General features: G+C 46.4%; 40 protein-coding genes. 11 read left to right on the forward strand and 29 right to left on the reverse strand.

Annotation, left to right across the window (positions count from 1 at the left end; translation table 11 throughout):
- Positions 1-2: 2 nt before the first annotated feature.
- Genes msrB through C6H04_RS07410 form a run of 8 tightly spaced genes read left to right on the forward strand, consistent with a single transcriptional unit; the run spans position 3 to position 6,372 of the window.
- Positions 3-1,031, forward strand: a complete 1,029-nt coding sequence (msrB, locus tag C6H04_RS07380) for a peptide-methionine (R)-S-oxide reductase MsrB (protein ID WP_104732791.1) — start codon at positions 3-5, stop codon at positions 1,029-1,031.
- The gene (locus C6H04_RS07385) at positions 1,031-2,008 is read left to right on the forward strand and encodes a KpsF/GutQ family sugar-phosphate isomerase (RefSeq protein WP_104732792.1); all 978 of its coding nucleotides are present in this window, start codon (positions 1,031-1,033) and stop codon (positions 2,006-2,008) included. The genes msrB and C6H04_RS07385 overlap by 1 nt, the downstream gene beginning before the upstream one ends.
- Positions 2,009-2,010: 2 nt before the next feature.
- Entirely contained in the window at positions 2,011-2,250 is a 240-nt protein-coding gene (locus C6H04_RS07390) for a DUF2443 family protein (protein ID WP_104732793.1), read from the forward strand.
- Between the two features lie 9 nt (positions 2,251-2,259).
- Positions 2,260-4,071 (forward strand): glutamine--fructose-6-phosphate transaminase (isomerizing), encoded by a 1,812-nt coding sequence (glmS, locus tag C6H04_RS07395; protein ID WP_104732794.1) that lies wholly within the window; start codon positions 2,260-2,262, stop codon positions 4,069-4,071.
- Positions 4,071-4,415, forward strand: coding sequence for a hypothetical protein (locus tag C6H04_RS08230; RefSeq protein WP_233711890.1), 345 nt, complete (start codon positions 4,071-4,073; stop codon positions 4,413-4,415). The genes glmS and C6H04_RS08230 overlap by 1 nt, the downstream gene beginning before the upstream one ends.
- Position 4,416: 1 nt before the next feature.
- Positions 4,417-4,923, forward strand: a complete 507-nt coding sequence (locus tag C6H04_RS08235; protein ID WP_233711891.1) for a glycosyltransferase family 25 protein — start codon at positions 4,417-4,419, stop codon at positions 4,921-4,923.
- The gene (rlmN, locus tag C6H04_RS07405) at positions 4,923-6,002 is read left to right on the forward strand and encodes a dual-specificity RNA methyltransferase RlmN (RefSeq protein ID WP_104732795.1); all 1,080 of its coding nucleotides are present in this window, start codon (positions 4,923-4,925) and stop codon (positions 6,000-6,002) included. The genes C6H04_RS08235 and rlmN overlap by 1 nt, the downstream gene beginning before the upstream one ends.
- Before the next feature lie 16 nt (positions 6,003-6,018).
- On the forward strand, positions 6,019-6,372 hold the full coding sequence (locus C6H04_RS07410; protein WP_267892275.1) for a glycosyltransferase: 354 nt from the start codon (positions 6,019-6,021) through the stop codon (positions 6,370-6,372).
- Between the two features lie 70 nt (positions 6,373-6,442).
- Here C6H04_RS07410 and rplQ read toward each other — a convergent pair whose 3' ends face one another.
- The 29 genes from rplQ to rpsJ all read right to left on the reverse strand — a co-directional run bounded on the left by rplQ (position 6,443) and on the right by rpsJ (position 20,048).
- On the reverse strand, positions 6,443-6,793 hold the full coding sequence (gene rplQ / locus C6H04_RS07415; protein ID WP_104732797.1) for a 50S ribosomal protein L17: 351 nt from the start codon (positions 6,791-6,793) through the stop codon (positions 6,443-6,445).
- On the reverse strand, positions 6,793-7,803 hold the full coding sequence (locus tag C6H04_RS07420) for a DNA-directed RNA polymerase subunit alpha (protein WP_104695411.1): 1,011 nt from the start codon (positions 7,801-7,803) through the stop codon (positions 6,793-6,795). Before C6H04_RS07420 ends, rplQ begins: the two co-directional genes overlap by 1 nt.
- An 11-nt stretch (positions 7,804-7,814) precedes the next feature.
- A complete protein-coding gene (gene rpsD / locus C6H04_RS07425; protein ID WP_104695410.1) occupies positions 7,815-8,441 on the reverse strand; it encodes a 30S ribosomal protein S4 in 627 nt (208 codons plus the stop codon).
- Between the two features lie 9 nt (positions 8,442-8,450).
- Positions 8,451-8,843, reverse strand: a complete 393-nt coding sequence (gene rpsK, locus C6H04_RS07430; RefSeq protein WP_104695409.1) for a 30S ribosomal protein S11 — start codon at positions 8,841-8,843, stop codon at positions 8,451-8,453.
- 9 nt (positions 8,844-8,852) lie between these two features.
- Complete coding sequence (gene rpsM, locus C6H04_RS07435; protein WP_104695408.1) at positions 8,853-9,215, reverse strand: 30S ribosomal protein S13; 363 nt, start codon at positions 9,213-9,215, stop codon at positions 8,853-8,855.
- A 2-nt stretch (positions 9,216-9,217) separates the two neighbouring features.
- Positions 9,218-9,331, reverse strand: coding sequence for a 50S ribosomal protein L36 (rpmJ, locus tag C6H04_RS07440; RefSeq protein WP_013469758.1), 114 nt, complete (start codon positions 9,329-9,331; stop codon positions 9,218-9,220).
- Positions 9,332-9,392: 61 nt separating this feature from the next.
- Complete coding sequence (gene infA, locus C6H04_RS07445; protein ID WP_013469759.1) at positions 9,393-9,611, reverse strand: translation initiation factor IF-1; 219 nt, start codon at positions 9,609-9,611, stop codon at positions 9,393-9,395.
- Positions 9,611-10,372 (reverse strand): type I methionyl aminopeptidase, encoded by a 762-nt coding sequence (gene map / locus C6H04_RS07450; protein ID WP_104732798.1) that lies wholly within the window; start codon positions 10,370-10,372, stop codon positions 9,611-9,613. Before map ends, infA begins: the two co-directional genes overlap by 1 nt.
- Positions 10,372-11,631, reverse strand: a complete 1,260-nt coding sequence (gene secY, locus C6H04_RS07455) for a preprotein translocase subunit SecY (protein ID WP_104732799.1) — start codon at positions 11,629-11,631, stop codon at positions 10,372-10,374. The genes map and secY overlap by 1 nt, the downstream gene beginning before the upstream one ends.
- Positions 11,631-12,035 (reverse strand): 50S ribosomal protein L15, encoded by a 405-nt coding sequence (gene rplO / locus C6H04_RS07460; RefSeq protein WP_104695405.1) that lies wholly within the window; start codon positions 12,033-12,035, stop codon positions 11,631-11,633. Before rplO ends, secY begins: the two co-directional genes overlap by 1 nt.
- 8 nt (positions 12,036-12,043) lie before the next feature.
- The gene (rpsE, locus tag C6H04_RS07465; RefSeq protein ID WP_013469763.1) at positions 12,044-12,484 is read right to left on the reverse strand and encodes a 30S ribosomal protein S5; all 441 of its coding nucleotides are present in this window, start codon (positions 12,482-12,484) and stop codon (positions 12,044-12,046) included.
- A gap of 8 nt (positions 12,485-12,492) precedes the next feature.
- Positions 12,493-12,849 carry a 50S ribosomal protein L18 gene (gene rplR / locus C6H04_RS07470; protein WP_104695404.1) on the reverse strand — a complete coding sequence of 119 codons (357 nt, stop codon included), beginning with the start codon at positions 12,847-12,849 and terminating at the stop codon, positions 12,493-12,495.
- Positions 12,850-12,858: 9 nt separating this feature from the next.
- Positions 12,859-13,395 (reverse strand): 50S ribosomal protein L6, encoded by a 537-nt coding sequence (gene rplF, locus C6H04_RS07475; RefSeq protein ID WP_104695403.1) that lies wholly within the window; start codon positions 13,393-13,395, stop codon positions 12,859-12,861.
- Positions 13,396-13,404: 9 nt separating this feature from the next.
- Entirely contained in the window at positions 13,405-13,800 is a 396-nt protein-coding gene (gene rpsH / locus C6H04_RS07480) for a 30S ribosomal protein S8 (protein ID WP_104695402.1), read from the reverse strand.
- A gap of 9 nt (positions 13,801-13,809) precedes the next feature.
- Positions 13,810-13,995, reverse strand: a complete 186-nt coding sequence (locus C6H04_RS07485) for a type Z 30S ribosomal protein S14 (protein ID WP_104695401.1) — start codon at positions 13,993-13,995, stop codon at positions 13,810-13,812.
- Entirely contained in the window at positions 13,995-14,540 is a 546-nt protein-coding gene (rplE, locus tag C6H04_RS07490) for a 50S ribosomal protein L5 (protein ID WP_104695433.1), read from the reverse strand. The genes C6H04_RS07485 and rplE overlap by 1 nt, the downstream gene beginning before the upstream one ends.
- A 5-nt stretch (positions 14,541-14,545) precedes the next feature.
- A complete protein-coding gene (rplX, locus tag C6H04_RS07495; RefSeq protein ID WP_104695400.1) occupies positions 14,546-14,773 on the reverse strand; it encodes a 50S ribosomal protein L24 in 228 nt (75 codons plus the stop codon).
- Positions 14,773-15,141 carry a 50S ribosomal protein L14 gene (rplN, locus tag C6H04_RS07500; protein ID WP_104695399.1) on the reverse strand — a complete coding sequence of 123 codons (369 nt, stop codon included), beginning with the start codon at positions 15,139-15,141 and terminating at the stop codon, positions 14,773-14,775. The genes rplX and rplN overlap by 1 nt, the downstream gene beginning before the upstream one ends.
- Positions 15,138-15,401 carry a 30S ribosomal protein S17 gene (rpsQ, locus tag C6H04_RS07505; protein ID WP_104695398.1) on the reverse strand — a complete coding sequence of 88 codons (264 nt, stop codon included), beginning with the start codon at positions 15,399-15,401 and terminating at the stop codon, positions 15,138-15,140. Before rpsQ ends, rplN begins: the two co-directional genes overlap by 4 nt.
- Positions 15,402-15,404: 3 nt before the next feature.
- Entirely contained in the window at positions 15,405-15,611 is a 207-nt protein-coding gene (rpmC, locus tag C6H04_RS07510) for a 50S ribosomal protein L29 (RefSeq protein ID WP_104695397.1), read from the reverse strand.
- Positions 15,598-16,023, reverse strand: a complete 426-nt coding sequence (gene rplP, locus C6H04_RS07515) for a 50S ribosomal protein L16 (protein ID WP_104695396.1) — start codon at positions 16,021-16,023, stop codon at positions 15,598-15,600. Before rplP ends, rpmC begins: the two co-directional genes overlap by 14 nt.
- A 2-nt stretch (positions 16,024-16,025) precedes the next feature.
- Complete coding sequence (gene rpsC, locus C6H04_RS07520) at positions 16,026-16,733, reverse strand: 30S ribosomal protein S3 (protein ID WP_104695395.1); 708 nt, start codon at positions 16,731-16,733, stop codon at positions 16,026-16,028.
- Positions 16,734-17,063, reverse strand: coding sequence for a 50S ribosomal protein L22 (gene rplV, locus C6H04_RS07525; RefSeq protein WP_104695394.1), 330 nt, complete (start codon positions 17,061-17,063; stop codon positions 16,734-16,736).
- A 31-nt stretch (positions 17,064-17,094) separates the two neighbouring features.
- Complete coding sequence (rpsS, locus tag C6H04_RS07530) at positions 17,095-17,376, reverse strand: 30S ribosomal protein S19 (protein WP_013469775.1); 282 nt, start codon at positions 17,374-17,376, stop codon at positions 17,095-17,097.
- A gap of 2 nt (positions 17,377-17,378) precedes the next feature.
- Positions 17,379-18,209 (reverse strand): 50S ribosomal protein L2, encoded by an 831-nt coding sequence (gene rplB / locus C6H04_RS07535; protein WP_104695393.1) that lies wholly within the window; start codon positions 18,207-18,209, stop codon positions 17,379-17,381.
- Positions 18,210-18,218: 9 nt separating this feature from the next.
- Positions 18,219-18,500, reverse strand: coding sequence for a 50S ribosomal protein L23 (locus C6H04_RS07540; RefSeq protein WP_104695392.1), 282 nt, complete (start codon positions 18,498-18,500; stop codon positions 18,219-18,221).
- Positions 18,501-18,511: 11 nt separating this feature from the next.
- Entirely contained in the window at positions 18,512-19,120 is a 609-nt protein-coding gene (rplD, locus tag C6H04_RS07545) for a 50S ribosomal protein L4 (protein ID WP_104732800.1), read from the reverse strand.
- A gap of 13 nt (positions 19,121-19,133) precedes the next feature.
- A complete protein-coding gene (rplC, locus tag C6H04_RS07550) occupies positions 19,134-19,706 on the reverse strand; it encodes a 50S ribosomal protein L3 (protein WP_104732801.1) in 573 nt (190 codons plus the stop codon).
- Positions 19,707-19,733: 27 nt separating this feature from the next.
- The gene (rpsJ, locus tag C6H04_RS07555; protein WP_104732802.1) at positions 19,734-20,048 is read right to left on the reverse strand and encodes a 30S ribosomal protein S10; all 315 of its coding nucleotides are present in this window, start codon (positions 20,046-20,048) and stop codon (positions 19,734-19,736) included.
- Between the two features lie 143 nt (positions 20,049-20,191).
- On the opposite strand from rpsJ, the gene C6H04_RS07560 reads away from it, so the two are divergent.
- From C6H04_RS07560 to C6H04_RS07570, 3 genes are read left to right on the forward strand one after another with little or no spacing between them, the layout of a single operon-like run.
- Positions 20,192-21,268, forward strand: a complete 1,077-nt coding sequence (locus tag C6H04_RS07560; protein WP_104695388.1) for an ATP-binding protein — start codon at positions 20,192-20,194, stop codon at positions 21,266-21,268.
- 5 nt (positions 21,269-21,273) lie between these two features.
- Positions 21,274-22,383, forward strand: coding sequence for a flavodoxin-dependent (E)-4-hydroxy-3-methylbut-2-enyl-diphosphate synthase (ispG, locus tag C6H04_RS07565; protein WP_104732803.1), 1,110 nt, complete (start codon positions 21,274-21,276; stop codon positions 22,381-22,383).
- Complete coding sequence (locus tag C6H04_RS07570) at positions 22,370-23,629, forward strand: tetrahydrodipicolinate N-succinyltransferase N-terminal domain-containing protein (protein WP_104732804.1); 1,260 nt, start codon at positions 22,370-22,372, stop codon at positions 23,627-23,629. The genes ispG and C6H04_RS07570 overlap by 14 nt, the downstream gene beginning before the upstream one ends.
- The last annotated feature ends 177 nt before the right edge of the window (positions 23,630-23,806 follow it).

Here is a 23,806-nt window from a genome sequence, read left to right on the forward strand (position 1 = left end):
CCATGCGCGCGTGGGTGTTAGGGGTGTTGGTGTTGGTAGGGTTAGTACACGCACAGGAGAAGAAAATGCACACAATTTACTTAGCCGGGGGGTGTTTTTGGGGATTGGAGGCATATATGGAGCGCATTTATGGGGTGAAAGACGCGTTGGTGGGTTATGCTAATGGGAAGAGCGATCAAACCACTTACCACGAACTGCATAACACTGATCACGCCGAAACGGTCAAGGTGGAATTTGACCCTCAAGAGATCAGCCTAGATAAACTCTTGCTGTACTATTTTAAAGTGGTCGATCCCATCAGCTTAAACCAGCAGGGCAATGATAGGGGTAGGCAATACCGCACAGGGATTTACTACACAGACCCCAAAGACGAGCCCATCATCGTTAAAGCCTTAGCGCGCCTGCAAACCCATTATAAGCAAAGAGTGCGCATTGAATTAGAACCGCTCAAAAACTTCGTCGTGGCAGAGGAATACCACCAAGACTATTTGAAGAAAAATCCGGGGGGGTATTGTCATATTGATCTCAAAAAGGCTGATGAGGTGATCATTGATCCTAAGGATTATCATAAACCCGATCAAGCCCAGCTCAAAAAACAACTCACAGACTTACAATACAAAGTAACCCAAGAAAGCTACACAGAACGCCCCTTTGAGAATGAATACGACACCCTCTTTAAACCGGGTATCTATGTAGATGTCACCACGGGCGAACCTCTCTTCCTCTCCACAGATAAGTTTGATAGTGGGTGTGGGTGGCCTGCCTTTAGCAAGCCCATTAGTAAGGAAGTAGTGGGGTATGAAAAAGACACCAGCTATAACCGTATCCGTACCGAAGTACGTAGCCGTGTGGGTAATGCGCATTTAGGGCATGTCTTTGAGGATGGGCCTAGAGAATTGGGGGGCTTGCGCTATTGCATCAATAGCGCGGCTTTAAAGTTTATCCCACTAGAGGACATGGAGACTAAGGGTTATGGCGCGCTCATTCCCATGCTCAAAAAAGCCATGCTTAGACAGGAAACTAAGCATTAATGAGCTCCCTAGATTATGGCGCGCTCGCGCGTAACACGTTTGGATTGGCCATTGATGCGCTCACGCACGCTAAAGAATCTCTAAATCATGCTAAGTTAGAGCCTATTATTGAAACTTTGGCTAACGCGCCCTTAGTGGTGGTTATGGGGGTGGGTAAGAGCGCACACGTGGGACGCAAGATCGCCGCTACTCTGACTAGCACGGGTACTAAGGCGCTCTTTCTCCACCCCACTGAAGCCCTGCACGGGGATATGGGCATTGTGGGAAGCCAAGATGTCATCTTAGCCATTAGCTATGGAGGGGAGAGTACGGAGCTCTTAGAAGCCTTGCGTTTTATCTCTTGTGCGGGCATTGTAGGCATGAGCAAAAGCCCTAAGAGTTCTTTAGGCAAGCTTGCCAATCACCACCTAAGCCTAAATATCACTAAAGAAGCTTGTAGCTTTAACATGGTGCCCACCACTTCCACCACGCTTTGCTTAGCACTCGGCGATGTCTTGGCGGTGTGCTTGATGGCGCGCAAGGGCTTTTGCCAAAGAGATTTTGCGCGCTATCACCCGGGGGGCCTGCTAGGTAAAAAAATGCACCTACGCGTGCGCGATATTTATCGCACCCATGCCCTGCCTTTAGTGAGTGCACAGGCCTCTTTGCATGAAGCCCTGTTAGAAGCCACGCATCAAGGTTTGGGCAATGCCCTTTTAGTTAATGAGAATCAAGAGCTACTAGGGGTTTTGAGCGATGGAGATATTCGTCGTGCCCTCTTGCAACCCCATTTTGATCGTTGCGCCCCAGCTAAAGAGTTTGCCACCCTAAAGCCTAAAACCATCCAAGACCCGGATATGTTGGTGCTAGACGCGCTAGATTTCATCGAAACCCATCAAATTTCTTTACTCATCGTGTTAGATGCGCATAAAAAGGTGTTAGGGGTGGTGCATTTGCACGCTTTGCTGGCACTAGGGCTTAAAGACATAAAGGAATAGCGATGTTTGAACGCTTAGAACAGCTCATTAAAGATATTGAGAATGCCAAAGAGGAAGTAGAATTGCTCTTAAAGTTAGCTAATGTGAGTTTGAGTGATTTTATTTTGATGAAACGCGGTAGTTTGGACATTCCGCAGAGTTTGGACATGGCCTTTTACACCCAAATTAGCGAACATGTCGAAGAACTCAAGGAGTGTATCAATGCGCTGAACAAATACAAACGGGAAATGTTAGTTTTTTAAAGGGTTGGTATGTGTGGGATCGTAGGCTATTTAGGTGTTCAGGAGAGAGTAGAGCTCTTGCTAGGAGGGCTTAGAGAGCTAGAGTATCGGGGTTATGATAGTGCGGGGTTAGCACTTTTAGGGAAGGGCGCGCCCTTGCAGGTGTTTAAAACCAGTGGGAAAATTAGCGCACTAGAAAATTTGGTGCAGAGAGTGCGCACACAGGGTTTAGGCGTGGGGATTGCCCACACGCGCTGGGCCACACATGGCAAACCCACACAAGCCAACGCCCATCCGCATGCCTACCGCTCAAGCGCGCTTGTGCACAATGGGATCATTGAAAATTATGCCACCCTCAAGACAGAATTAGAACAAAAAGAGCATGTTTTTTCCAGCCAAACTGATAGTGAGGTGGTGGTGCATTTATTTGAGGATATGTTGGAGCAAAACCCTGCTAATAGCCCAGAACAAGCCCTGCAAACCTTTAAAAACACCATTGCCCAGCTAGAGGGTGCGTACGCGATCTTGCTCATCAATGAACACTTTCCCACCTGCATTTTTTATGCCAAAAACCACTCACCTTTGCTCGTTGCCGCCGGTGAAGGTGGGATGTATTTTGCTAGTGCACCCAACGCGCTTTGCGGGCATGCCAGTCAAATGGTGCGCTTAGAAGAGGGAAGTGTGGGGGTGTTGGATTTTCAAAAACCTCTAAACTTAGAGACTTTAGGGGAGGTGCAAGCGGTAAGTCAAGATAGCCAACAGAGCGATAAAGAGGGCTTTAAAACTTTTATGGAAAAAGAGATTTACGAACAGCCCAAAGTTTTAAGTCTGCTAGGGCGGCTTTCTAACAATGGCGTGCATTTGGAATTGCCCAATGGCTTTTTAGAGGGGGTAAGTTGTATCAGTATTAGCGCGTGCGGGACGAGTTACCATGCCGGGCTAGTGGGGAAATACTTAATAGAGAGTTTAGCCGGGGTAAAGGTGCAGGTAGAGTTGGCTAGCGAATACCGCTACGCGCATTTTGCCACCCAACAAGGCGAACTCTTTATAGCGATTTCCCAAAGTGGAGAGAGCGCGGACACCCTAGAGGCACTTAGACTGGCCAAAAGTCTAGGTTTAAAAACCCTTAGCCTTTGCAACACTCAGAGCTCCACCATGGCAGACATGGCAGATGGGCTACTTTTAACCCATGCAGGGCTGGAGCGCTCTGTAGCCTCTACTAAAGCCTTTACCAGTCAGGTTTTGATTTTATGGCTTTTGGCTTTGCAACTTGCCCAAGAATGCAACACCCTAAGCGCAGATGATCTAAAAGCGCAAATCCAAGCTCTGCAGGGAAGTCTAAAAGCCATGCAAGAGGCGTTAGAGTTACACGAACAAGTGCGCGAAGTGAGTGCGCAGATCTTAGAGCGGGATTTAAAGGGGTATTTTTTCATGGGGCGAGGGGTCTTCTACCCACTGGCCCTAGAGGGCGCGCTCAAGCTCAAAGAAATCGCCTATGTGCATGCACAAGGCTATGCCAGCGCGGAGATGAAACATGGTCCTATTGCTCTAGCCGATGGCACACTTCTAAGCACCACTTTACTCCCCCAACACCTTCTTTTTGCCAAAAATTTGAGCAATGTAGAGGAATTGCGTGCGCGCGATTCGCTCATTTTTGCGCTCAGTCCGATCAAATTAGAAGAAGCCACTTTTCAAATCCAAACCCGCTCCTATGACCACTATATGCCCGAGTTTTTTCACATACTCGCGATCTTGCAACTCTTTGCCCTAGAAATGGCGCAACGCAAAGGGCTAGATGTGGACAAACCTCGCAATTTGGCCAAGAGTGTTACTGTGGAGTGATGAATCTGCCCATTCCTATTTACATTATCCACTTGAGTCAAAGTGCTAGGGATATTACGCCCTTGCTATGGCATTTGCGCTATTTATTGGAACAATCGCGCACCCCCGATGCCTTTGAGATCACCTTGTTTGAGGGAGTCAATGGCAGAGAGGATTTTGCTAAACAGGGGATCACTTTCAAGCACACCCATCCCGTGCTTAACGATTTTGCCCCCGAAACCCCTAAGCGTTGTGAGGTGGTGGCATTAATGCGCCTCGCATTATGCATGCGAGTTAATTTTCAAAGTTTGGGGCAACTAGGTTGTTTTGCTAGTCATTTTTTTGCTTTGGCAAGAATGTATTAAGTTGCAAAAACCTATCATTGTGCTAGAAGACGATGTCTTGCCTACTTTTGATTTTTATGAAAAATGCCATTTGAGTTTGGAAGCCATCAACACGGGGTTAGCCCAAGTCGTGCGCTTGTATGCGCTTTATTTCAAACGCCACCAGATCAAAAGCGCATTGACCCATGATTTTGATTGGATTTTTAGCCCAGCGGGTGGCATGGGCACACAGGGCTATATGTTAAGTCCACAGGGTGCGCAAAAGCTCTTGGAGCACTGCCCCCCTCAATGGATTCTGCCCGTGGACACTTACATGGACGCGCACTACACCCACCATGCCAAAACGCTCACTCTAAAGTCCTATGCTCTTTTAGTGGAGAGTGTCCCCTCCCAAGTGCCCCACACCAATATCCAAAATTTTAGAGGCACACTCAAAGCCCTATCGTGGCTATTGCGGCTTTGTAATTACACCTTAAAAATCCGTTGGTTTTGCCAACATCTCTTTAATCTCCTCTTTAGGCGTTTTTAATGCAAAGCAAACCCTCCCTTTATGCACTCACTCTTGCAGAATGGCAGAACTATTGCACACGGCATGGATTTAAACCCTTTGTGGCCAAACAATTTTATGCGTGGCTTTACCAGCGTTATGCTAGCCTAGATCAAATGCACAATCTCCCCCACGCCTTTAAAGAGGCATTGCGTGCCGATTTTGAGGTGCGCCCCTTAGAAGTGCTAGAGTGCCAACAAAGCACAGATAAGAGCGTGAAATATCTCTTTAAAACCTCTGATGGGCATAGTTTTGAGAGTGTGTACATGGTAATGAGAGAAGCTAGGGAGGGGGAAGCACAAGAGAAAATCACGCTCTGTTTGAGCTGTCAAATTGGGTGTAAGGTGGGTTGCGTGTTTTGCGCGACCGCTAAGGGGGGCTTTGTGCGTGATCTAAACGCGGGCGAAATTGTAGAGCAGGTCGTCGCCCTCAAACGCGCCCACCAGCTAGAGCCCACTAGGGGGATTAATCTAGTCTTTATGGGTATGGGCGAGCCCTTGCACAATTTTGAACAAGTGGTGCGCGCGCTGGAGATTTTAAGCACCCATGAGGGGCTTAACATCGCCCCTAGACGCATCACGATTTCTACAAGCGGAGTAGTGCCCGCCCTGCAAACTTTGGGCGCGCTCAATTTGGGCGTGCAGTTGGCTATTTCTTTACACGCAGTCAATGATGCCCTGCGCTCAAAACTGATGCCCATTAACAAGGTCTATAATTTAGAAGCCTTGATTAACGCGCTTAAAGCCTTCCCCCTAGACAAGCGTAAACGGGTGATGTTTGAGTATTTGATGATTAAAGATATGAACGATTCGTTAGGCCACGCTAAAGAATTATTAAGACTGCTCAATGGGCTTAAGGCGAAGATCAATCTCATCCCCTACAACTCTACCCCCCACTCTAAATTTGAACGCCCAGAGTTAGAGAAGGTGCAGGTTTTTGCGGATTTTCTCAATCAAAAGGGCTTGCTCTGCACAATTCGCATCTCTAAGGGGCAGGATATCGCGGCAGCTTGCGGGCAGCTTAGAGAAAAACGCTTGGAAATAAGCAGCACAAAGGAGTGAAACTTTTATCGTAGATTTGGGCTTCACATCTGATGCACTCCTTGCTCTCCTCTATAAGAATGCTAGAGTGCTGTGGCATGGGAGTTTGGCTGAGGGCTTTGGTTTGCCCATGATTGAAGCGATGCAGGCAGGATTAGTGGTCTTAGCCAGCAATGTATCTTGCATGCCGGAGATTCTAGACGATGCAGGCATCTATTGCAATCCTTATGATATCCAAGACATCGCTAAACAACTAGAGTGCGCTTTGACTGATGAGACTTTGCGTACCACTTGTATTGCTAAGGGGATCGAGCGGGCTAGACAATTTGATTTTGAAAAGAGCATGCAGGCGCATATAGAGGTCGTGGAGCGAATGTTAAGAGAGTCTTAAGGGGAACCTGGGGTTGAAGACTTTAGTATGCGCGTGTATTCGGGCCAGCTACACACTGACCTTCAAATTGCTAGACAAAGGCGATGGAGGCTAGGATAGAGGCATCTCCTCTTCTAATGGCTACTCTGTGGATGCTGGTATAACCCCCATTGCGTGCCGCGTATTTGGGGGCTAATTCAGTCACTAGCTTATGGGTGGCGTATTTATCTTGTAGATAAGAAAACACATAGCGATGTGCGTTAAAATCACCCTTTCTAGCCACACTCACGAGCTTTTCAACATAGGACTGTAATTCTTTAGCCTTGAAAATTCCCGTTTGAATCTTCCCATGTGCGATCAGAGAAATGGCGAGATTTTTGAGCAGGGCCTTTCTGTGCGCGCTGGTGCGTCCCAATTTTCTAAAACGATTCTGGTGTCGCATTAATGCTCCTCATTCTTTAATTTGTCTAATTTGGCTTGCAAAGATGCCTTAAACTCCGTCGAAATTTCAGAACCTACAGGGTAGCCTAGCCCCTCTAGTTTTTCAGCGATTTCATCATAGGATTTCTTGCCAAGATTTTTAATATTCTTGAGTTCGTAAGCATCCATCAGCACTAACTCGCCCACATACTTAAGCCCGATTTTATCTAAGCAATTAAAACACCTCGCGCTCAAATTCAGCCCCTCAATTTCCATCAACAAATCCCTCTCCAAGCCTTCTTCTAGATGGGCGCTGCCTTTGTAATCGGCGATATTGGTGTTAAAGATGTGCATTTGGGCGTTCATGGTTCTGATTGCCTCTTGAAAGGCGCGCTGAGGGTCCACCTGCCCATCACTTTCAATTTCAAAAACGAGTTTTTCAAAATTGGGATTACCATCTACGAGCATGTTTTCAATATTGTAAACCACTTTTTTAATGGGAGTGAAATAGGCATCTAGGGGGATGTAATCACTCGCAATATAACCTCGAATGCTCTCAGAAGGCACATAGCCCATGCCCTTTTGCACGATGAGAGAAAACTCTAAGTTCACATCCTCGTTAATCGTAGCTAAATAGGCATCATGGTCGATCACACTGATCTCTTCGTTCTCTAAATCCCTTCCGCTTAATTTGGCAGGACCCTTAAAAGCGTAGTGAACCATCACTTGATCGTTCTGGGCATTGTCCAAATGCTTGCCTACCAAGCGGATATTTTTGAGATTAGCAATGAATAGAGCCACATCTTCAGAAACCCCACGCAGAGAATCAAATTCGTGAGCAACCCCTTCGATCTTGATTCCAATGGGCGCATAGCCTACAGAGCTTAAGAGCAAGAGCCGTCTTAAGGGGTGGGCTAGGGTAATGGCATAACCCGCTTCAAAGGCAGACACACACACTTTGATATGCCTGTCGTTAATTTTCTCCACGCTGATGTCCATAGGCACTTGTGGAGCTACTTTAATCACTTTCATGCAATCCCCTACTATTTAGAATAGAGCTCGACAATCAATCTCTCTTCAAGAGGTAAGCTTACCTCGTCTCTCTCAGGATAGCGGGTGAAGATGCCAAACTTCTTATCCTTGTCCACATCAATCCAAGGCACGATCCCTACCTGATTAGTGAGTTCCACCGCACGTGTGATTTGGGGGTTTTCCTTGCTTTTTTCCTTAACCTCGATCTTTTGCCCACTCTTAATAAAGGCAGAAGGGATGTCCATGCGTTTGCCATCGACTAAAATATGCCCATGTGTTACCAGCTGGCGCGCAAAAGAGCGCGTGGTTGCAAAGCCCATACGATAGACCACATTGTCCAAACGCCTCTCTAAAAGACGCACCAAATTTTCCCCCGTATTGCCTTCCATGCGGTTGGCTTCTCTAAAAATAGAGCGGAATTGTTTTTCAGAGATGCCATACATTGCTTTGGCTTTTTGTTTTTCGCGTAACTGCAAGCCATAGTCTGAAATCTTACCCCGTCTTTGTCCATGCTGTCCGGGACCATAGGCGCGCTTATCCAACGCGCTCTTGCCACTCAAACGGCGCTCACCCTTAAGAAATAAAGAAATCCCAAAACGGCGTTCTAATTTTTCAACTGCACCTCTATATCTTGCCATAGCTGCTCCTTACACTCTTCTTCTTTTGGGAGGACGGCAACCATTATGGGGCAAAGGTGTGATGTCCTTGATCCAAAGCACTTTGATCCCCTCAATGCTCCCCACACTCTTAATAGCGGTTTCGCGCCCACTCCCCGGACCTTGCACCTTAATCCCCACTTCTTTAATGCCATGCTCTTTAGCTTTACTCATCGCACTCTCTACAGCTTGTTGGGCAGCGTAGGGAGTAGATTTCTTAGACCCTCTAAACCCTAAGCCTCCTGCAGTCGCCCAACAGATGACATTGCCCATCTCGTCTGTAACGGTGATGTTAGTATTGTTGAAGGAGGCAGCGATGTAGACAACACCCCGCGCGATATTTTTCTTAACAATTTTCTTTTTAATGCCGGTTCGTTTAGCCATGCGCTCTCCTTACTTGCTACCTACGGTTTTCTTTTTACCCTTACGGGTGCGCGCGTTGTTCTTAGTGGTTTGACCCCGCACGGGCAAGCCCTTACGATGTCGAATACCCCGATAACTCCCCAAATCCATCAACGCTTTAATATCCATCTGCACTTTTTTGCGTAAATCTCCCTCTACTATGTAGTTAGCCTGGATTTCTTTGGTGATGCTAGATACTTCATCTTCACCTAATTCGTGAACGCGTTTATCCAAAGAAATTCCCACCTTGTGCAAGATATCCCTGGAGCTTTTTAAGCCTATTCCATAGATGTAGGTCAAAGCATATTCTATGCGTTTCTTCTTGGGTAAATCAACCCCTGCAATCCTTGCCATGTCTATCCTTGTCTTTGTTTATGTTTAGGAGTGGTGCAGATCACGCGAATCACACCCCGTCTTTTGATCACTTTACATTTATCACACATCTTCTTTACAGAGGGTCTAACTTTCATCTTCTCTCCTTATCTTAAGCAAAACCCTTATTCTAACCATCTTAAGTTAGAACTAACTTAATCACTTGTAGCGGAAGGTGATTCGCCCCTTATCCAAGCTATAAGGCGTGAGCTCCAAGCGCACCCGATCACCTAGTGCAATGCGGATATAGTGCATGCGCATTTTCCCAGAAATGCGGCACAGCACGACATGCTTATTGTCTAATTCCACTTTGAAAGTGGCATTGGGTAAACACTCAATCACCTTTCCATCTACTTCTATCACATCATCTTTTGCCATCAAGCCTCCGTTAAAATTTGCGCTCTTTTACCCACCATCGCGATAGTGTGTTCGTAATGACTGGTGCGCAAGCCATCCACGGACACCACGCTCCATTTGTCTGCTAAGATTCTAGGTTCACCCTGTTTTTGGCAGATCATAGGCTCTATACAAAACACCATGCCCTCTTTAATTTTAGGGCCACTATTAGGCCTGCTGGAAGGCTCTAGGTAGTTAGGAATAGAGGGCTCTTCATGGGGGCTACGCCCAATCCCATGCCCACAAAATTTTTTTAAAGGCACAAAGCCCTTTTGCCTAATGAGGGTTTCTAAAATATGGCTCACCTCTTTAAAGCGCATCCCCACTTCTAGGCAAGCAATCCCCTCATGAAGAGCGTCCTTAGCGCAGGCAATCAGGGCTTGATCTTGGAGGCTAATCTCCCCCACTCCTAGAGTGATCGCCCCATCGCCAAACCACCCTTGCATTTGCGCCCCTAAATCCAAACCCACGATATCTCCGCTCTGTAATCGATAATCCGTGGGAATGCCATGGATGGCAACTTCATTGAGCGAAGTGCAAAGTGTATTAGGGAAACCATAAAGCCCTTTAAAAGCAGGCTTGGCATTGAGCTTATGGATATGCTCTTCGGCCAAAGCATCCAATTCTAACAAACTCATGCCTACTTGGATTTTTTCACTCAGCAATCTGAGAGTCTGCCCGACCACAGCCCCCGCCCTGCGTAAAGCCTCGATCTCTTTAGAATTACGGATGGCGATTGCCATCAAAAGCCCACTGCGCTCAAGGTTTTATACTTGCTCATATACACCTGTGCTTCGATCTTTTTCATGGTGTCAATAGCCACTTGCACCACAATGAGCACCGCCGTGCCCCCAAAATAAAAAGGCACACCCATTGCCTTGACCAAAATCCAGGGCAAAGTGGAGATGATAGCCAAATACAAAGAGCCCCAAAAAGTCAAGCGACTCGCCACGGTGTTTAAGAAGTTTGAAGTTCCCTCGCCCGGTCTAAGTCCTGCAATAAACCCGCCATTACGCTTGAGGTTATCGGCAATATCTTTAGCGTTAAAGACAATGGAAGAGTAGAAGTAAGCAAAAAAGATAATGAGAAGGAACATTAAAATATTGTAAGCGTAGCCGTGTGGGTTGAGAAAATCCGCAATGGCTTGCAAAATCTTATTAGAGGAGGCTTGCAAAATGGTAGAGGGAAAAACTAGCAAGGCAGAGGCAAAGATAGGGGGGATCACCCCGCTTAGGTTTAACTTAATGGGGATGTAGTTCATGATGCGTTTGTTTTGATTTTGCATCATCACTTTACGGGCGTAAGAGATGGGAATGCGTCGCTCAGCTAGCTCTACATAGATAATTGCAAAGATAGTTGCTAGGACGATCGCCACTATCCCAATCAAAACTAAGATGTTGATCACACCCGTATTCACCAAATTAAAAGTCCCTGCAATGGCTGAAGGAATGCCAGAGACGATGCCCGCAAAGATAATGAGGCTGATCCCATTACCCACGCCTCTTTGGGTGATCTGCTCGCCAATCCACATCAAGAGCATTGTGCCCGTAAGCATGGAAAAGGTGGCTAAGATTAAAAAAGTTTGCATAGAAACCATGATCGCCCCATTAGGACCATGCCCAATGCTACGCAAGCCAAAAGAAACGCTGATCGCCTGAATGATGGTGATTCCAATGGTAGCATAGCGCACGATTTGCATGTATTTCTGCATACCATCGCGCTCCTTTTTCATCTTGGCCAAGTTAGGGAAAGTCGCGCTCAAAAGCTCCATAATAATGGAAGCTGTGATATAAGGCATGATTCCTAGAGAAATAATACTCAAGCGAGAGACCGCGTTCCCGCTAAACATATTGAAAAGACCTAATGCATTGCTAGAATTGCTATCAAAAAAGGATTTGATGGCAGCCAGATCCACCCCGGGAATGGGGATGTAAGCTAGCACCCTATAGAGAAACAAATACCCTAGAGTAATAAAAATTTTGGTCGCAATCGCCTTGGTCATTATTCTTGTCCGCTGGTGCGAATTCTCTCATCTTGAATCTTGGATGCTAAATTTTTAGCCCCTGCTCCAATGAGCTTAATTTTCTCAATATAGGAGGGGAAGGGATGCACTTTTTTAATGAGCTCCAAACTCAAAGTTTCCAACTCAAAAACCTCTTTATGCTTTTCCACATTGATTGCGTACACCACTCCCTTAGTGCGGCTTCTAAAACCCACTTTAGGTAAACGGCGTTGCAGGGGCTGTTGCCCTCCCTCAAAACCGCGTTTCTGTTTGTAACCCGTGCGTGCGGTCTGCCCCTTGCCTCCTCTAGTGGCGGTTTTACCCATACCAGAGCCCTGCCCACGGCCCACCCGCTTCGTGTGTTTGACACTACCCTTAGCTGGGCTTAATTTTTCCAATGTCATAAAAACTCCTATCCTTTGATTTTAGAGAGCGCATCAAAGGTAGCACGCACCACATTATAGGGGTTGTTAGACCCTAAGGATTTCGTTAAAATATCCTTAATACCGGCTAATTCGATCATAGGGCGCGTGGACCCTCCGGCAATGACACCTGTTCCCTCTGAAGCGGGTTTGAGCAAAATGCGACTCGCATTGTATTTGCACTCAATGTCATGGGCAATAGTCGTGCCCTTGATCTTGACCTCAATGATGTTTTTAAACGCGTCGTCAATGGCCTTCTTGATCGCATCGGGGACCTCCTTAGCTTTGCCCAAGCCAAAGCCCACAAGTCCATTTTTATTGCCCACAACCACCAAAGCGTTAAAACGGAAACGCCGTCCACCTTTCACTACCTTGGTAACCCGTCCAATATTCACCACAACTTCTGAAAACTCTTCTCTATTGATCTCCATGCCCATCCTTAAAGCGCAATCTCTTGTTCGCGCAGAGTTTCTGCAAAGGTAGCCACCACTCCATGATATAAATATCCATTACGATCATATACCACCCTGTCTATGCCCTTTTTCTTAAGACTTTCTGCAAAGATCAACGCGAGTTTCTTACTATCCTCTACATTTTTCCCCAGTCCTAATTTTTTACCATCCACATGCGCCAAAGTCGCATGTGCGTTGTCATCAATGGCTTGAGCATAGAGGTGCTTATTGGATCTAAAAATGCTCACACGGGGACGCTCCTGTGTGCCAAAAACTTTAGAGCGCACGCGCATCTTGCGCTTAGCTCTCTGGAGCTTTTTCTTTTCTAAAACACTTTGTGTCATACTCGTTCCTTACTTTTTAGCAGTCTTGCCAGCTTTGCGCAAAATAATTTCATCACTGTATTTAATACCCTTGCCTTTGTAGGGTTCAGGAGGTCTGTAAGCACGGATATCTGCGGCAAGCTGTCCAAGCTGTTGCTTATTACTCCCCTTGAGTGTGATGGTGTTTTTATCCACAACCACTTCCACACCCTCAGGGATGGGGTGCTTCACTGGGTGACTAAATCCCAAGCTGAGTTCTAAAACTTTATGTCCTAGAGCCGCCTTATAACCCACCCCATTAATTTCCAAGACCTTGCTAAATCCCTTATCCAGTCCCACCACAATATTGTTTGCTAAAGCATTGTAAGTCCCCCAGAATGCGCGACTCTGCGCCCCCTCTCCAACAGGTTCAAAGCGCAGAGAATCGCCTTCTAGCACAATGTTAACACGCCCGTGTGTCTCCAGCACCTGACTTGTTTTGCTGTTTTTAAAATGCAAGTTACTTCCCTCAACACTCACCTGCACTCCACTAGGGATTTTGATCGCCCTCTTACCAATTCTTGACATGCCACACTCCTACCAAATGCTGCAAAGCACCTCACCGCCTACATTTTGCTTGTAAGCTTCCTCATTAGTGATCACACCCTTAGAAGTGCTGACCACAACCACCCCATATCCATTCTTAAAGCGTCTGAGCTCAGATGCTTGCTTATAAAGTCTACGCCCAGGTTTGCTCAATCGTTTGATTTCACTGATGACCGCACGCCCCTTGTCATCGTAGGCTAATTCTACAGAGATAAAGTTTTTCCCTTCCCTTTGCACCACTTGGTAATTGGCGATAAATCCACGATTCTTAAAAATCTCCAAGATAGACACCACGATTTTAGCATAGTAAAGCTCTGTAACCTCCAAACGGCGCATGCTTGCATTCCGAATGCGTGTCAGAGAATCTGCGACAATATCATTGACCATGTGTGCCCCTTACCAACTAGCTTTTCTAAGACCAGGGATTAAACCCTCATTACCCATTTTCCTTAAGCATACTCGGCACAAACCAAAGTCCTTATAGACAGAATGGGGCCTCCCACAGATATTGCAACGAGTGTATGCCCGTGCCTTGAATTTTGCCTTTCTGTGGGCTTTTGCGATCATTGATTTCTTAGCCATTAGCGCCCTTTTGCAAAGGGCATTCCGAGCAATTCTAGCAACTTAAATGCCTCCTTATCGTTATTTGTAGAAGTGATAATAGCGATGTTGAGTCCGTGGGTAACCATGATATCATCATAGACCACCTCAGGAAAGATCAACTGTTCGTTCAAACCAAAACCATAATTCCCCCGCCCATCAAATCCATTTCTGGAAACCCCCCTGAAGTCCTTTACTCTTGGCAGTGCAATCACAATTAACTTTTCTAAAAAGTTAAACATAATCTTATTTCTGAGTGTTACCTTCACGCCTACTGCCATGTTCTCGCGGATTTTAAACCCTGCTACAGACTTTTTTGCCTTGGTGATTACTGCCTTTTGTCCGGCAATGAGTGAGAGAGTTTGGGCGATGTTTTGCATGATCTTAGCGTCTTTAGCGTAATCCCCCGCGCCCACACTGAGCACAACTTTTTCAAGCTTAGGCAATAACATCGGATTTTTGATTCCTAATTCCTCTGCCAATTTCTTCTTCACTTCCTTTTCATAGAAGTTTTTCAAGCCATCCATCGCGCTCACTCCTTCTCTTTCTTGACATTAGAGACATGGATAGGCATTTCTTTGAGAACATGCCCACCCTTGGGATTATCATCTGTGGGCTTAATGGCTTTTTTAGCGAGCTTGCAACCCTCCACTAACAGCATGGACTTCTTAGGGAAAACAGCTAACACCTTGCCCACCTTGCCTTTATCGTCCCCTGCAATGACTTTTACCATGTCATCTTTCTTAATCTTGCACTTCATTAAAGGACCTCCGGAGCCAGTGAGATAATCTTCATGAAATTCGCATAACGCACTTCCCGACTCACAGGTCCAAAAATGCGTGTGCCCACTGGGTCGCGTTTGGCATCTAGGATTACAGCAGCGTTATCATCAAAGCGAATCAGAGAACCATTGGGACGCTGCACCTCTTTTTTCGTGCGCACAATCACGGCCTTCACAACCTGCCCCTTTTTGACTTTTCCATTGGGAATGGCCTTTTTGACAGAAGCCACGATGACATCGCCTACACTTGCATAGCGTTTATGGCTTCCCCCCAAAACCTTGATACACATGATCTCCTTGCCCCCACTATTATCCGCTACAACCAATCTGCTAAAACTCTGTATCATGAAACTCCCTTCACTAAGATCTCTTTCAGAGCAAAAGTTTTCGTCTTAGATACAGGTTTACACTCGATAGCGCTTACAAAATCTCCCACCTGAACGACATTCTGACGATCATCAATGGTATACTTCTTAAAGCGTTTGACAATCTTGCGGTATTTTTTATGCAATACCTTTCTCTCTACTAGGATCACCGCGCTACACGCATCAATTTTATTGACTACCTTACCCTGAATAAGGCGCTTATGGGGCTGTTTGGTTTCCATGCTCTACCTTTCCTCAACCAATGCATGATTTAGGGCAGACAAAGCCGTGCTGATGCGCGCAATGTCCTTTCTGACCTTTCTAATTTCGTTAGGATTAGTGAGTTGCATCGTCTTGAGCTTCACACGTAGTTCGAAGAGCTCCAGCTTTTTATCTTTGAGCATCTTCGCCAACTCCTTTCTGTCCTTCCCACTCAATTCAGTAAATTTCATTTTCACTCTCTCTAGTTACAATTTTTGTTCTAAAGGGTAACTTGCGTTGGGCCAAGCTCAAAGCTGCTCTAGCCAAACCTTCCTCAATCCCTAACATTTCATAGACAATGCGTCCAGGCTTAATATTCATCACCCATTTTTCCACAGAGCCCTTCCCCTTACCCATACGGGTTTCTAAGGGTTTGGCAGTCAAAGGCTTATCGGGAAAGACTCGAATCCACACTTTCCCTGCCCTTTTGATATGACGAGTCATGGCGACCCGTGCGGCCTCGATTTGACGCGAATCGATACGCCCATGTTCAACGGCCTTGATCCCAATATCCCCAAAGGCTAGCTTGACTCCACGCGCAGATTTTCCCCGATTCCTGCCCTTCATCTGCTTACGGTATTTCGTCTTCTTAGGCATTAACATGGCTACTCTCTCCCTCTTCTAGCACGCCCTCTAGGTGCTCTCTCTTCATTCTCTTCTTCGCGCTTGTCGGTTTGGATCCCTTTTTGGAGCACTTCACCCTTAAATATCCACACCTTTACCCCGATGATTCCATAGACCGTCATGGCCTCTGCAAAACCATAATCAATTTTGGCCCGTAGAGTGTGCAAAGGCACGCGCCCTTCCATATACCACTCTGTGCGCGCGATCTCAGCTCCAGCTAGTCGTCCTGACACACGCACCTTAATGCCACGCGCCCCAGATTTCATCGCTGTCTGCATAACTTTTTTCATAGCGCGTCTGAAAGCCACCCGTTTTTCCAACTGAGTCGCCACATTTTCGGCAGCTAGCTGCGCATCCGCCTGCGGGCGCTTGACCTCTTTGATATTGACGGAAATTTCTTTCTTGATCAAGTCTTTCAGGGAGAGTTTAATTTTCTCGATATCCACGCCCTTTTTGCCAATGATAAGTCCTGGCCTTGCAGCTACCACCGTGATGCGCAATTTCTTGGCAGCCCGCTCGATAACGATCTCGCTCACCCCTGCGTAATAGAGCTCTTTCTTGAGAAATTTACGGATACGATGATCCTCCTGAATATTCTGCACCGTGTCCTGTGCTCCAGGGAACCACCTAGATGCCCAATTTCTATTAATTCCCAGTCTCAAACCAATCGGATTGACCTTTTGACCCATTTAGTTGCTCCCTCCTTTCTTACCCACTTTGACTAAAATGTGAGATGTGGGCTTTCTAATAGCTGTGGCTCTACCTCTAGCGCGGGGCATATGGCGCTTGAGCACAGGACCTGCATCTACACGGCAACTTAACACAGACACGGATTTAGAATCATGCCCGCCATTGTAAACGGCTGCACTGATTACCCGTGAGAGGACACGAGCGGCCTTATTGGGCGTGAACTCCAGTCTGGCAATTGCCACCTCTGCATTCATGCCCTGCACTTGCCTGGCTAGCAATCTCGCCTTTGTGGGAGAGAGCCTACTATATCTGAGTAACGCCGTGCTCATTTGCATTCCTTTATGTATTGTTCTACCATGTCTATTTACCTATCTTCTTTTGCACCGTGCCCTTGTGCCCTTTAAAGGTTCTCGTGGGGGCAAACTCGCCCAGCTTGTAACCGACATGATTTTCAGTGATATAAACAGGGATAAAAATCCGTCCATTGTGCACACTATAAGTTAACCCAATCATTTCGGGTAAAATGGTGCTACGGCGCGACCAAGTTTTGATAGGCTTATTATCTTTCTTAGCCTTATGCTTGAGTGTCTTATCCATGAGATGTTTATCAATAAAGGGACCTTTTTTAATCGACCTTCCCATTGCTATTTACCTTTCTTTCGTGAAATGATCAGGCGATCACTGGCTTTCTTGCGCCTAGTCTTATAACCCTTAGCGGGCAATCCCCACGGAGAAACCGGATGGCCACTAGAACCTGTTTTGCCCTCACCGCCCCCATGCGGGTGATCCACCGGATTCATTGCACTTCCGCGTGTTTGAGGCCGCACGCGCTTGTAGCGGTTGCGTCCCGCTTTACCAATACTCGTATTGATAAAATCTTCATTCCCCACTACGCCAATGGTTGCCATGCATTCGCTCAAGATATAGCGCATCTCCGCACTGGGCATTCTCAAGATGGTGTATTTGCCCTCTCTGCCCATGATTTGGGCACTCATGCCCGCACTCCTAGCCAGTTGTCCACCTGCACCTGGGTGCATTTCGATATTGTGCACAATGGTCCCAATGGGAATACTTCGAAGTTTCATGGCAAAACCCACTTTAATGTCTAAGCCCTCTTCGGCAGCCACTATAGCATCACCCACTTTCAAGCCACTGGGTTGTAGAATGTAGCGTTTATCGCCATCAGGATAAACCACTAAGGCAATACGCGCGTTGCGGTAAGGATCGTATTCGATGCTAGCTACTTTGCCCTCTACACCGAATTTATTACGCTTAAAATCGATGATGCGATAAAGCCTCTTAGCTCCGGCCTCTTTGTGGCGGCTGGTGATCTTACCGCTGTGGTTTCTGCCTGCATGGGCGGGTAGCTTGATTAAAAGCTTTTTGACGCTGGGTTTTGCGCTAATGTCTTTAGAATCCAGACCGCTCATAAAACGACGGCTGGGAGTATAAGGTTTATAAGTTTTAATCGCCATGTCCTATCCTTATGCGCTCAACGCTGTAATATTAGCATCTTTGGGAACTTTGACATAGAATTTCTTCGTGCCAACACGCTGTCCTAATCTGCCTCTAAAGCGTTTGATCTTCCCCTGTTGCCTGAGTGCGTTGATTTTCAAAGGTACAAAACCAAAATAGTCTTTAAAAATCGCCTTAAGCTGATTTTTGCTAACACCCATGGCGGTTTGCACCACAATAACCCCGCTCTCTTGCATTGAGAGGGACTTTTCTGTATAGAGGATAGATTTGATATCGGTGATGTCTGCCATGCACTCTCCTTTTAAGCTGTTACAAGCGTGTCAAACGCGGCTTTTTCCACCACCACCGCGCTGTAGGACGCGACAAGGTAAGCGTTCACTTCGCTTGTTTCCACCACATAACAATTCCTTAGATTTCTAAAAGCCAAATAGTTATGTTCGTGTAAGTGCTTGGTAATCACAAGCACATCTCTTTGTTTTAAACTTGCCAAAAATGTGTGTGCGTCCTTAGTTTTTTGGCTGGTGATGTCCACTTTGTCTACTACAAGCAATTTTTCTGCACTTGCTTTTTGTCCCAAAGCGAATTCTAGGGCGAGCCTCTTTTGCTTTTTGTTGATTTTGAGGTCGTAATTACGCGCATTAGTCGCCCCGTGAGACACACCCCCGCCTACAAAAATGGGAGAAGTGATGCTCCCGGCTCTAGCGCGCCCCCCGCCCTTTTGATTCCAAGGTTTGCGCCCACCTCCGCTCACTTCACCGCGGTTTTTACTTTTGGCGGTGTTGGCGCGGGCTTGGGCGCGATAATACTTGACATACAAGTATAAATTATGTTCTTTAATTTCTTTAAAGCGTGCAGGCAGGTCTAATTCCCCCACCTGTTCGCACTGCTGATTGAGTACCTTCGCTTTCATATTTTCCCTTTACCTACTTAATGGCGATCCTACCATAGGCCCCAGCATAGCCCACCACAGAACCTTTGAGAACTAAGATTTTACTCTCTTTATCAAACGAGAGAACCTCATTATGACAGGTTACCTTCTCGTTGCCATAATGCCCTGCCATTTTCTTACCTTTTTGGACACGCCCGGGCCATTCTCTATTCCCAATAGAGCCCAAGCGGCGGTGAAAACGACTCCCATGGGCTGCCGGTCCACCTTGAAAATTCCAGCGCTTCATCGCTCCACTAAAGCCTCGTCCTTTGGTGCAAAAGGTGGCCTTGATCTGCTTTGCGCTCTCCAAAGGTTCTAAAGGTAGATCGCCTAATTCTGCCACCTGAGCATCAAGAGTAGCAAAATGGTTGAATTCTTTGCTCAGATTATACTTTTTTTGTTGACCGGCAATGGCTTTATTATGTGTTTTGTGCAAGGGATAGGCGACTAAAACCTGTTTATCATAGATTGCACACACCTTGCTTTCTAAGACCTTGAGCAAAGTCACTGCCACGCTATTTGTCCCCACGACACGACTCATGCCGATCTTTTGAACTAGATACTCCATTATCAATCCTTAAATCTTAATGTGGTGCTACTTGCCTTCCATAGAAGTGACTTCAACATCTACCTCGGGAGCTAGATCGAGCTTCATCAGGCTATCCACGGTTTCAGGTGTAGCCGACATAATATCGATAAGACGGCTATGTATGCGAATCTCGAATTGCTCTCGCGAGTCTTTATCAATATGAGGGGAACGCAAGACAGTATAGCGTCTGTTTTTAGTGGGTAGGGGAATAGGACCCCTAATCTCAGATCCAGATCGTTTGACTGCTTCTACAATAGCCACCACAGATCGATCCAAGACCCTATGATCGTAAGCTTTAAGCTTTAAACGTATTTTTTCCATAAACCTTTCCTCTTTAGGGGCGTCAAATTAAAAGCTTTTATTCTAGGCAAAAATGACATAATAGTCAAGTATCAAGCCCTTTCTAGGCACTTAAGCCTATTGATACTTTCCTTATCTCAAGGAAAGTATGTTAGTGTGTGCCCATGCTAGATGTGATTTTGCAAGAAAGTTTTATCTACGCCACAGTGCAACAAGAGCTGCTACCTAGAACCTATCCCTGGCTTTCTTCTAAAGTCTTGTTCTATGGGAGCGCTAAAGTGGGCAAGAGCATGCATGCCTTGAGTTTGGCGCGTTCTTTCAAATATCCCATTTACCTAGATGGGAGCGATGCGCGCCTAGAGGTTAACTGTCTTAAAGAAGTCCTCCTGAAATTACATTTAGAAAATAAAATGGATATTTTGATTGCCAAACACTGCCCTCCAGATTTATTTCTACCGCCTCTAAAACACATTATTCTCATCCAGTCTACCCGCGCAAATATCCCAAAGGGTTTTAGCGCGCAAGCAATTTTACCCTTGAATTTTCAAGAGTATGTGTGTAGCCAAAAGAAGGAGTCTCCTAACGCCCTCTTTGGCCGTTTTCTCAAGGAGGGCAATAGTCCTGCTACCTTAAATTTGAGCGCATGGCAAAAAATCCGTCGCAAACAAGAGATTTATGCGCTTTTCCTGGGAGCACAATTTCCTCTCTTCAAAGCCCTATTGCGTTTCCAGGCCTTGAATGTTACGATTCACCACCTCTACACCCAGCTAAAAAAAACACTCAAACTCTCTAAGGACACTTTTTATGCTTTCATGCACTTTCTACAAGAAAGCCAAAGTATTTTTCTCATCCCTGCACTTGAATCCCCCTCCAAGCCCCACAAACTCTATTTTTGTGATTTTGCCCTCCCCTATGCCTTTAGTCACACCCACCCCCTACCTCCCGTCTTTGAAAACATGGTAATCTTAGAGTTAATCCGCCATTTTGGCAAACTTTACTACCAACATCCCTTTTTAATCGCCAAGCATCACGACTCCACCTTTTATTTCATGGTTCTAGCATTCCCCACTTTGGAGAATTTAGCCCATAAACTCAAACCCTTTGAGCACACGAACATCCGTCAGTTTTTCCTTATCAGTATCAATTTTGAAGGCACGGGCACTATCCATACCCTCACCTACCACGCCCATAGCTTTAGCACCTTTGTCTTAGAGATCTTACCCACTATAGGGGCAAATTAGCTATAATGCCCCAAAAATTAAGGACGCCCTTGCACCCTCGTTTTCCTACTAAGCAGATTGCTATTGGCCCTGTACGCATTGGGGGTAATGCCCCAATTAGCACCCAAAGTATGGCTTTCAGCCAGACCTGTGACATTGAGGCCACTAAAGCCCAAATCGATCGTTTAAAGTTAGCGGGGGCAGATTTGGTGCGCGTAGCCGTGCGCCATAAAAAAGATGCCAATGCTCTAAAAGAACTCAAAAGAGTATCTAGTCTGCCCTTAGTGGCGGATATTCACTTCCACCACCACCTAGCCTTGATCGCAGCTGAGAGTGTGGATGGCATCCGCATCAACCCGGGCAATATTGGCGCGCCTGAGAAAATCAAAGCAGTAGCTCAAGCATGTAATGCGCGCAATTTACCCATTCGCATTGGAGTCAATGGGGGGAGTTTAGAAAAGCAATTTGAAGTGAAGTATGGAGCAACCCCTGAGGGGATGGTGCAATCTGCCCTTTACAATATCAAACTCTTAGAGGATGTTGGTTTTACCAATATCAAGGTGTCTTTAAAGGCTAGCGATGTGGAACGCACAATTTTAGCCTACCAACAACTGCGCCCTCTAGTGCCCTATCCTTTCCACTTGGGAGTAACTGAAGCAGGAAGTTTATTTCATTCTACCATTAAAAGCGCGATGGCTTTGGGACAGTTACTCAGGGAGGGAATCGGGGACACCATGCGTGTCTCCATTACGGGGGAGCTAGAGGAAGAGATTAGGGTCGCTAAGGCGATCTTGCGTTACAGTGGGCGGCAAAAAGAGGGCATTACCTTTATCTCCTGCCCCACTTGCGGGCGCATTGAATCTAATTTAGTGGCGATGATGTCCCAAGTGGAACAACGCCTAGCCCACATCACAACACCCCTAGATGTGAGCGTGATGGGTTGCGTGGTGAACGCTCTAGGGGAGGCAAAACACGCCGACATTGCCATTGCCTTTGGTAAAAAAAGCGGGCTGATCATCAAAAAAGGCAAGGTAATCCATAAACTGCCCGAAGATCAACTTTTAGAAACCTTTGTAGCTGAAGTGCAGACTTTAGCCTTAGAACAACAACAAGAGGATATGCATGCAAAAATTTAAACTATTCGTTAGCGATTATCAAAACTCTCCGCATTATAGGAAACCACTAGCCTTTGGGATTGCTAAAATCGCGCGCGGACAAAAGAGTGCTAAGCCATTGTGCGCCACTTTTCCCGTTTTAAACTGGGGCGAGGAATGCCTAGGATCGTATGCCGTATTTATGGAATCCATCAAACATGCTAGCCCCCTATACACACAAGAGGAGGACAAAGTCAGCGAAGCCGTTTATGGGATTGATAAAAACTTTATCCACCGCGCCTTGGAACTCTATGCCCCCTTTTTACAAGAGGTGTTGCACAATAAGAACAGCCACAAGAATATCCAAGTGGTGCTGGAGCTGGCCAGGGCCTTGGAATGCGATCGGCTCTATACCCCACTAGTGCAGGAAGTAGATCCTAGCTGTGAGCTTTCTACCAAGGAACACGCCAATCGTTTTTCCACACAATACCACCACAATTACCACTTGGTGGTGATCTATGCGGATAAGCCCTGTGCTAGTTTAGAGAGTGCTTATATGAAATTGCTTGCTCTCTCTCTAGGCAAAGCCCCCTTGCGTAGCCTGAATTTAGATGGAATCTTTGGTCTACTGCCCAATGTAGCTTGGAGCGGCAATACACCTCATGAGCTAGAGTGGTTGCGTGAACACGAAATTGCGCTCAAAATGCAAGATAGATACCCCTGCATTGATTTTGTGGATAAATTCCCCCGTTACCTGATGCAAGTTTTACCCCAAGCGGATAATATCCGTCTATTAGACACAGCTAAAGCCCGTTTTGGGGCGTATTTGGGCAAGGGGGGTTATACCCAAATGCCTGGAGCCAGTTATGTTAACTTCAATGCTGGCGTGGAGGGGGCTTGTATGAATGAGGGACGCATTAGCTCCTCTGTGATTGTGGGTGAAGGCACAGACATCGGCGGGGGAGCGAGTGTACTAGGCGTGCTTAGCGGGGGTAATAAAGAGCCTATTAGCATTGGGGAANNGCTAGGCATTAGTTTGGGCGATGCTTGCATTGTAGACGCAGGGATTGGGGTGTTGGCCGGGACTATTTTTGAAATCAGTCCTAAGAGCGCTCAAGAATTGCAAAAAGTCAACCCCAATTTTGTACCCAAGCCCGATGGTCTTTACAAGGGCAGAGAGCTCTCAGGGTTACATGGATTACATTTCAGACAGGAGAGTCAGAGTGGGAAAATGCTTGCCCTAAGAAGTGTGCGCAAGATCACCCTAAATACAAGTCTACACCACTAGGCTAAGGCATACAAGACTTTTTGTGCTAAAATCAGAGTTTCAAGTCAGTAAAAGGGGTTTGTATGAAAGCTTGGATTTTCAAGGCATGGCTAGGTTGGCTGGCTTGTGCGCTCTGTCTTTATGGTGCAGACCCAACTCCAGCGCCAAACCCCCAGAATGCTCAAACCCCCATAGCTC

Source organism: Helicobacter salomonis (assembly GCF_900197775.1).
GTDB lineage: Bacteria > Campylobacterota > Campylobacteria > Campylobacterales > Helicobacteraceae > Helicobacter > Helicobacter salomonis.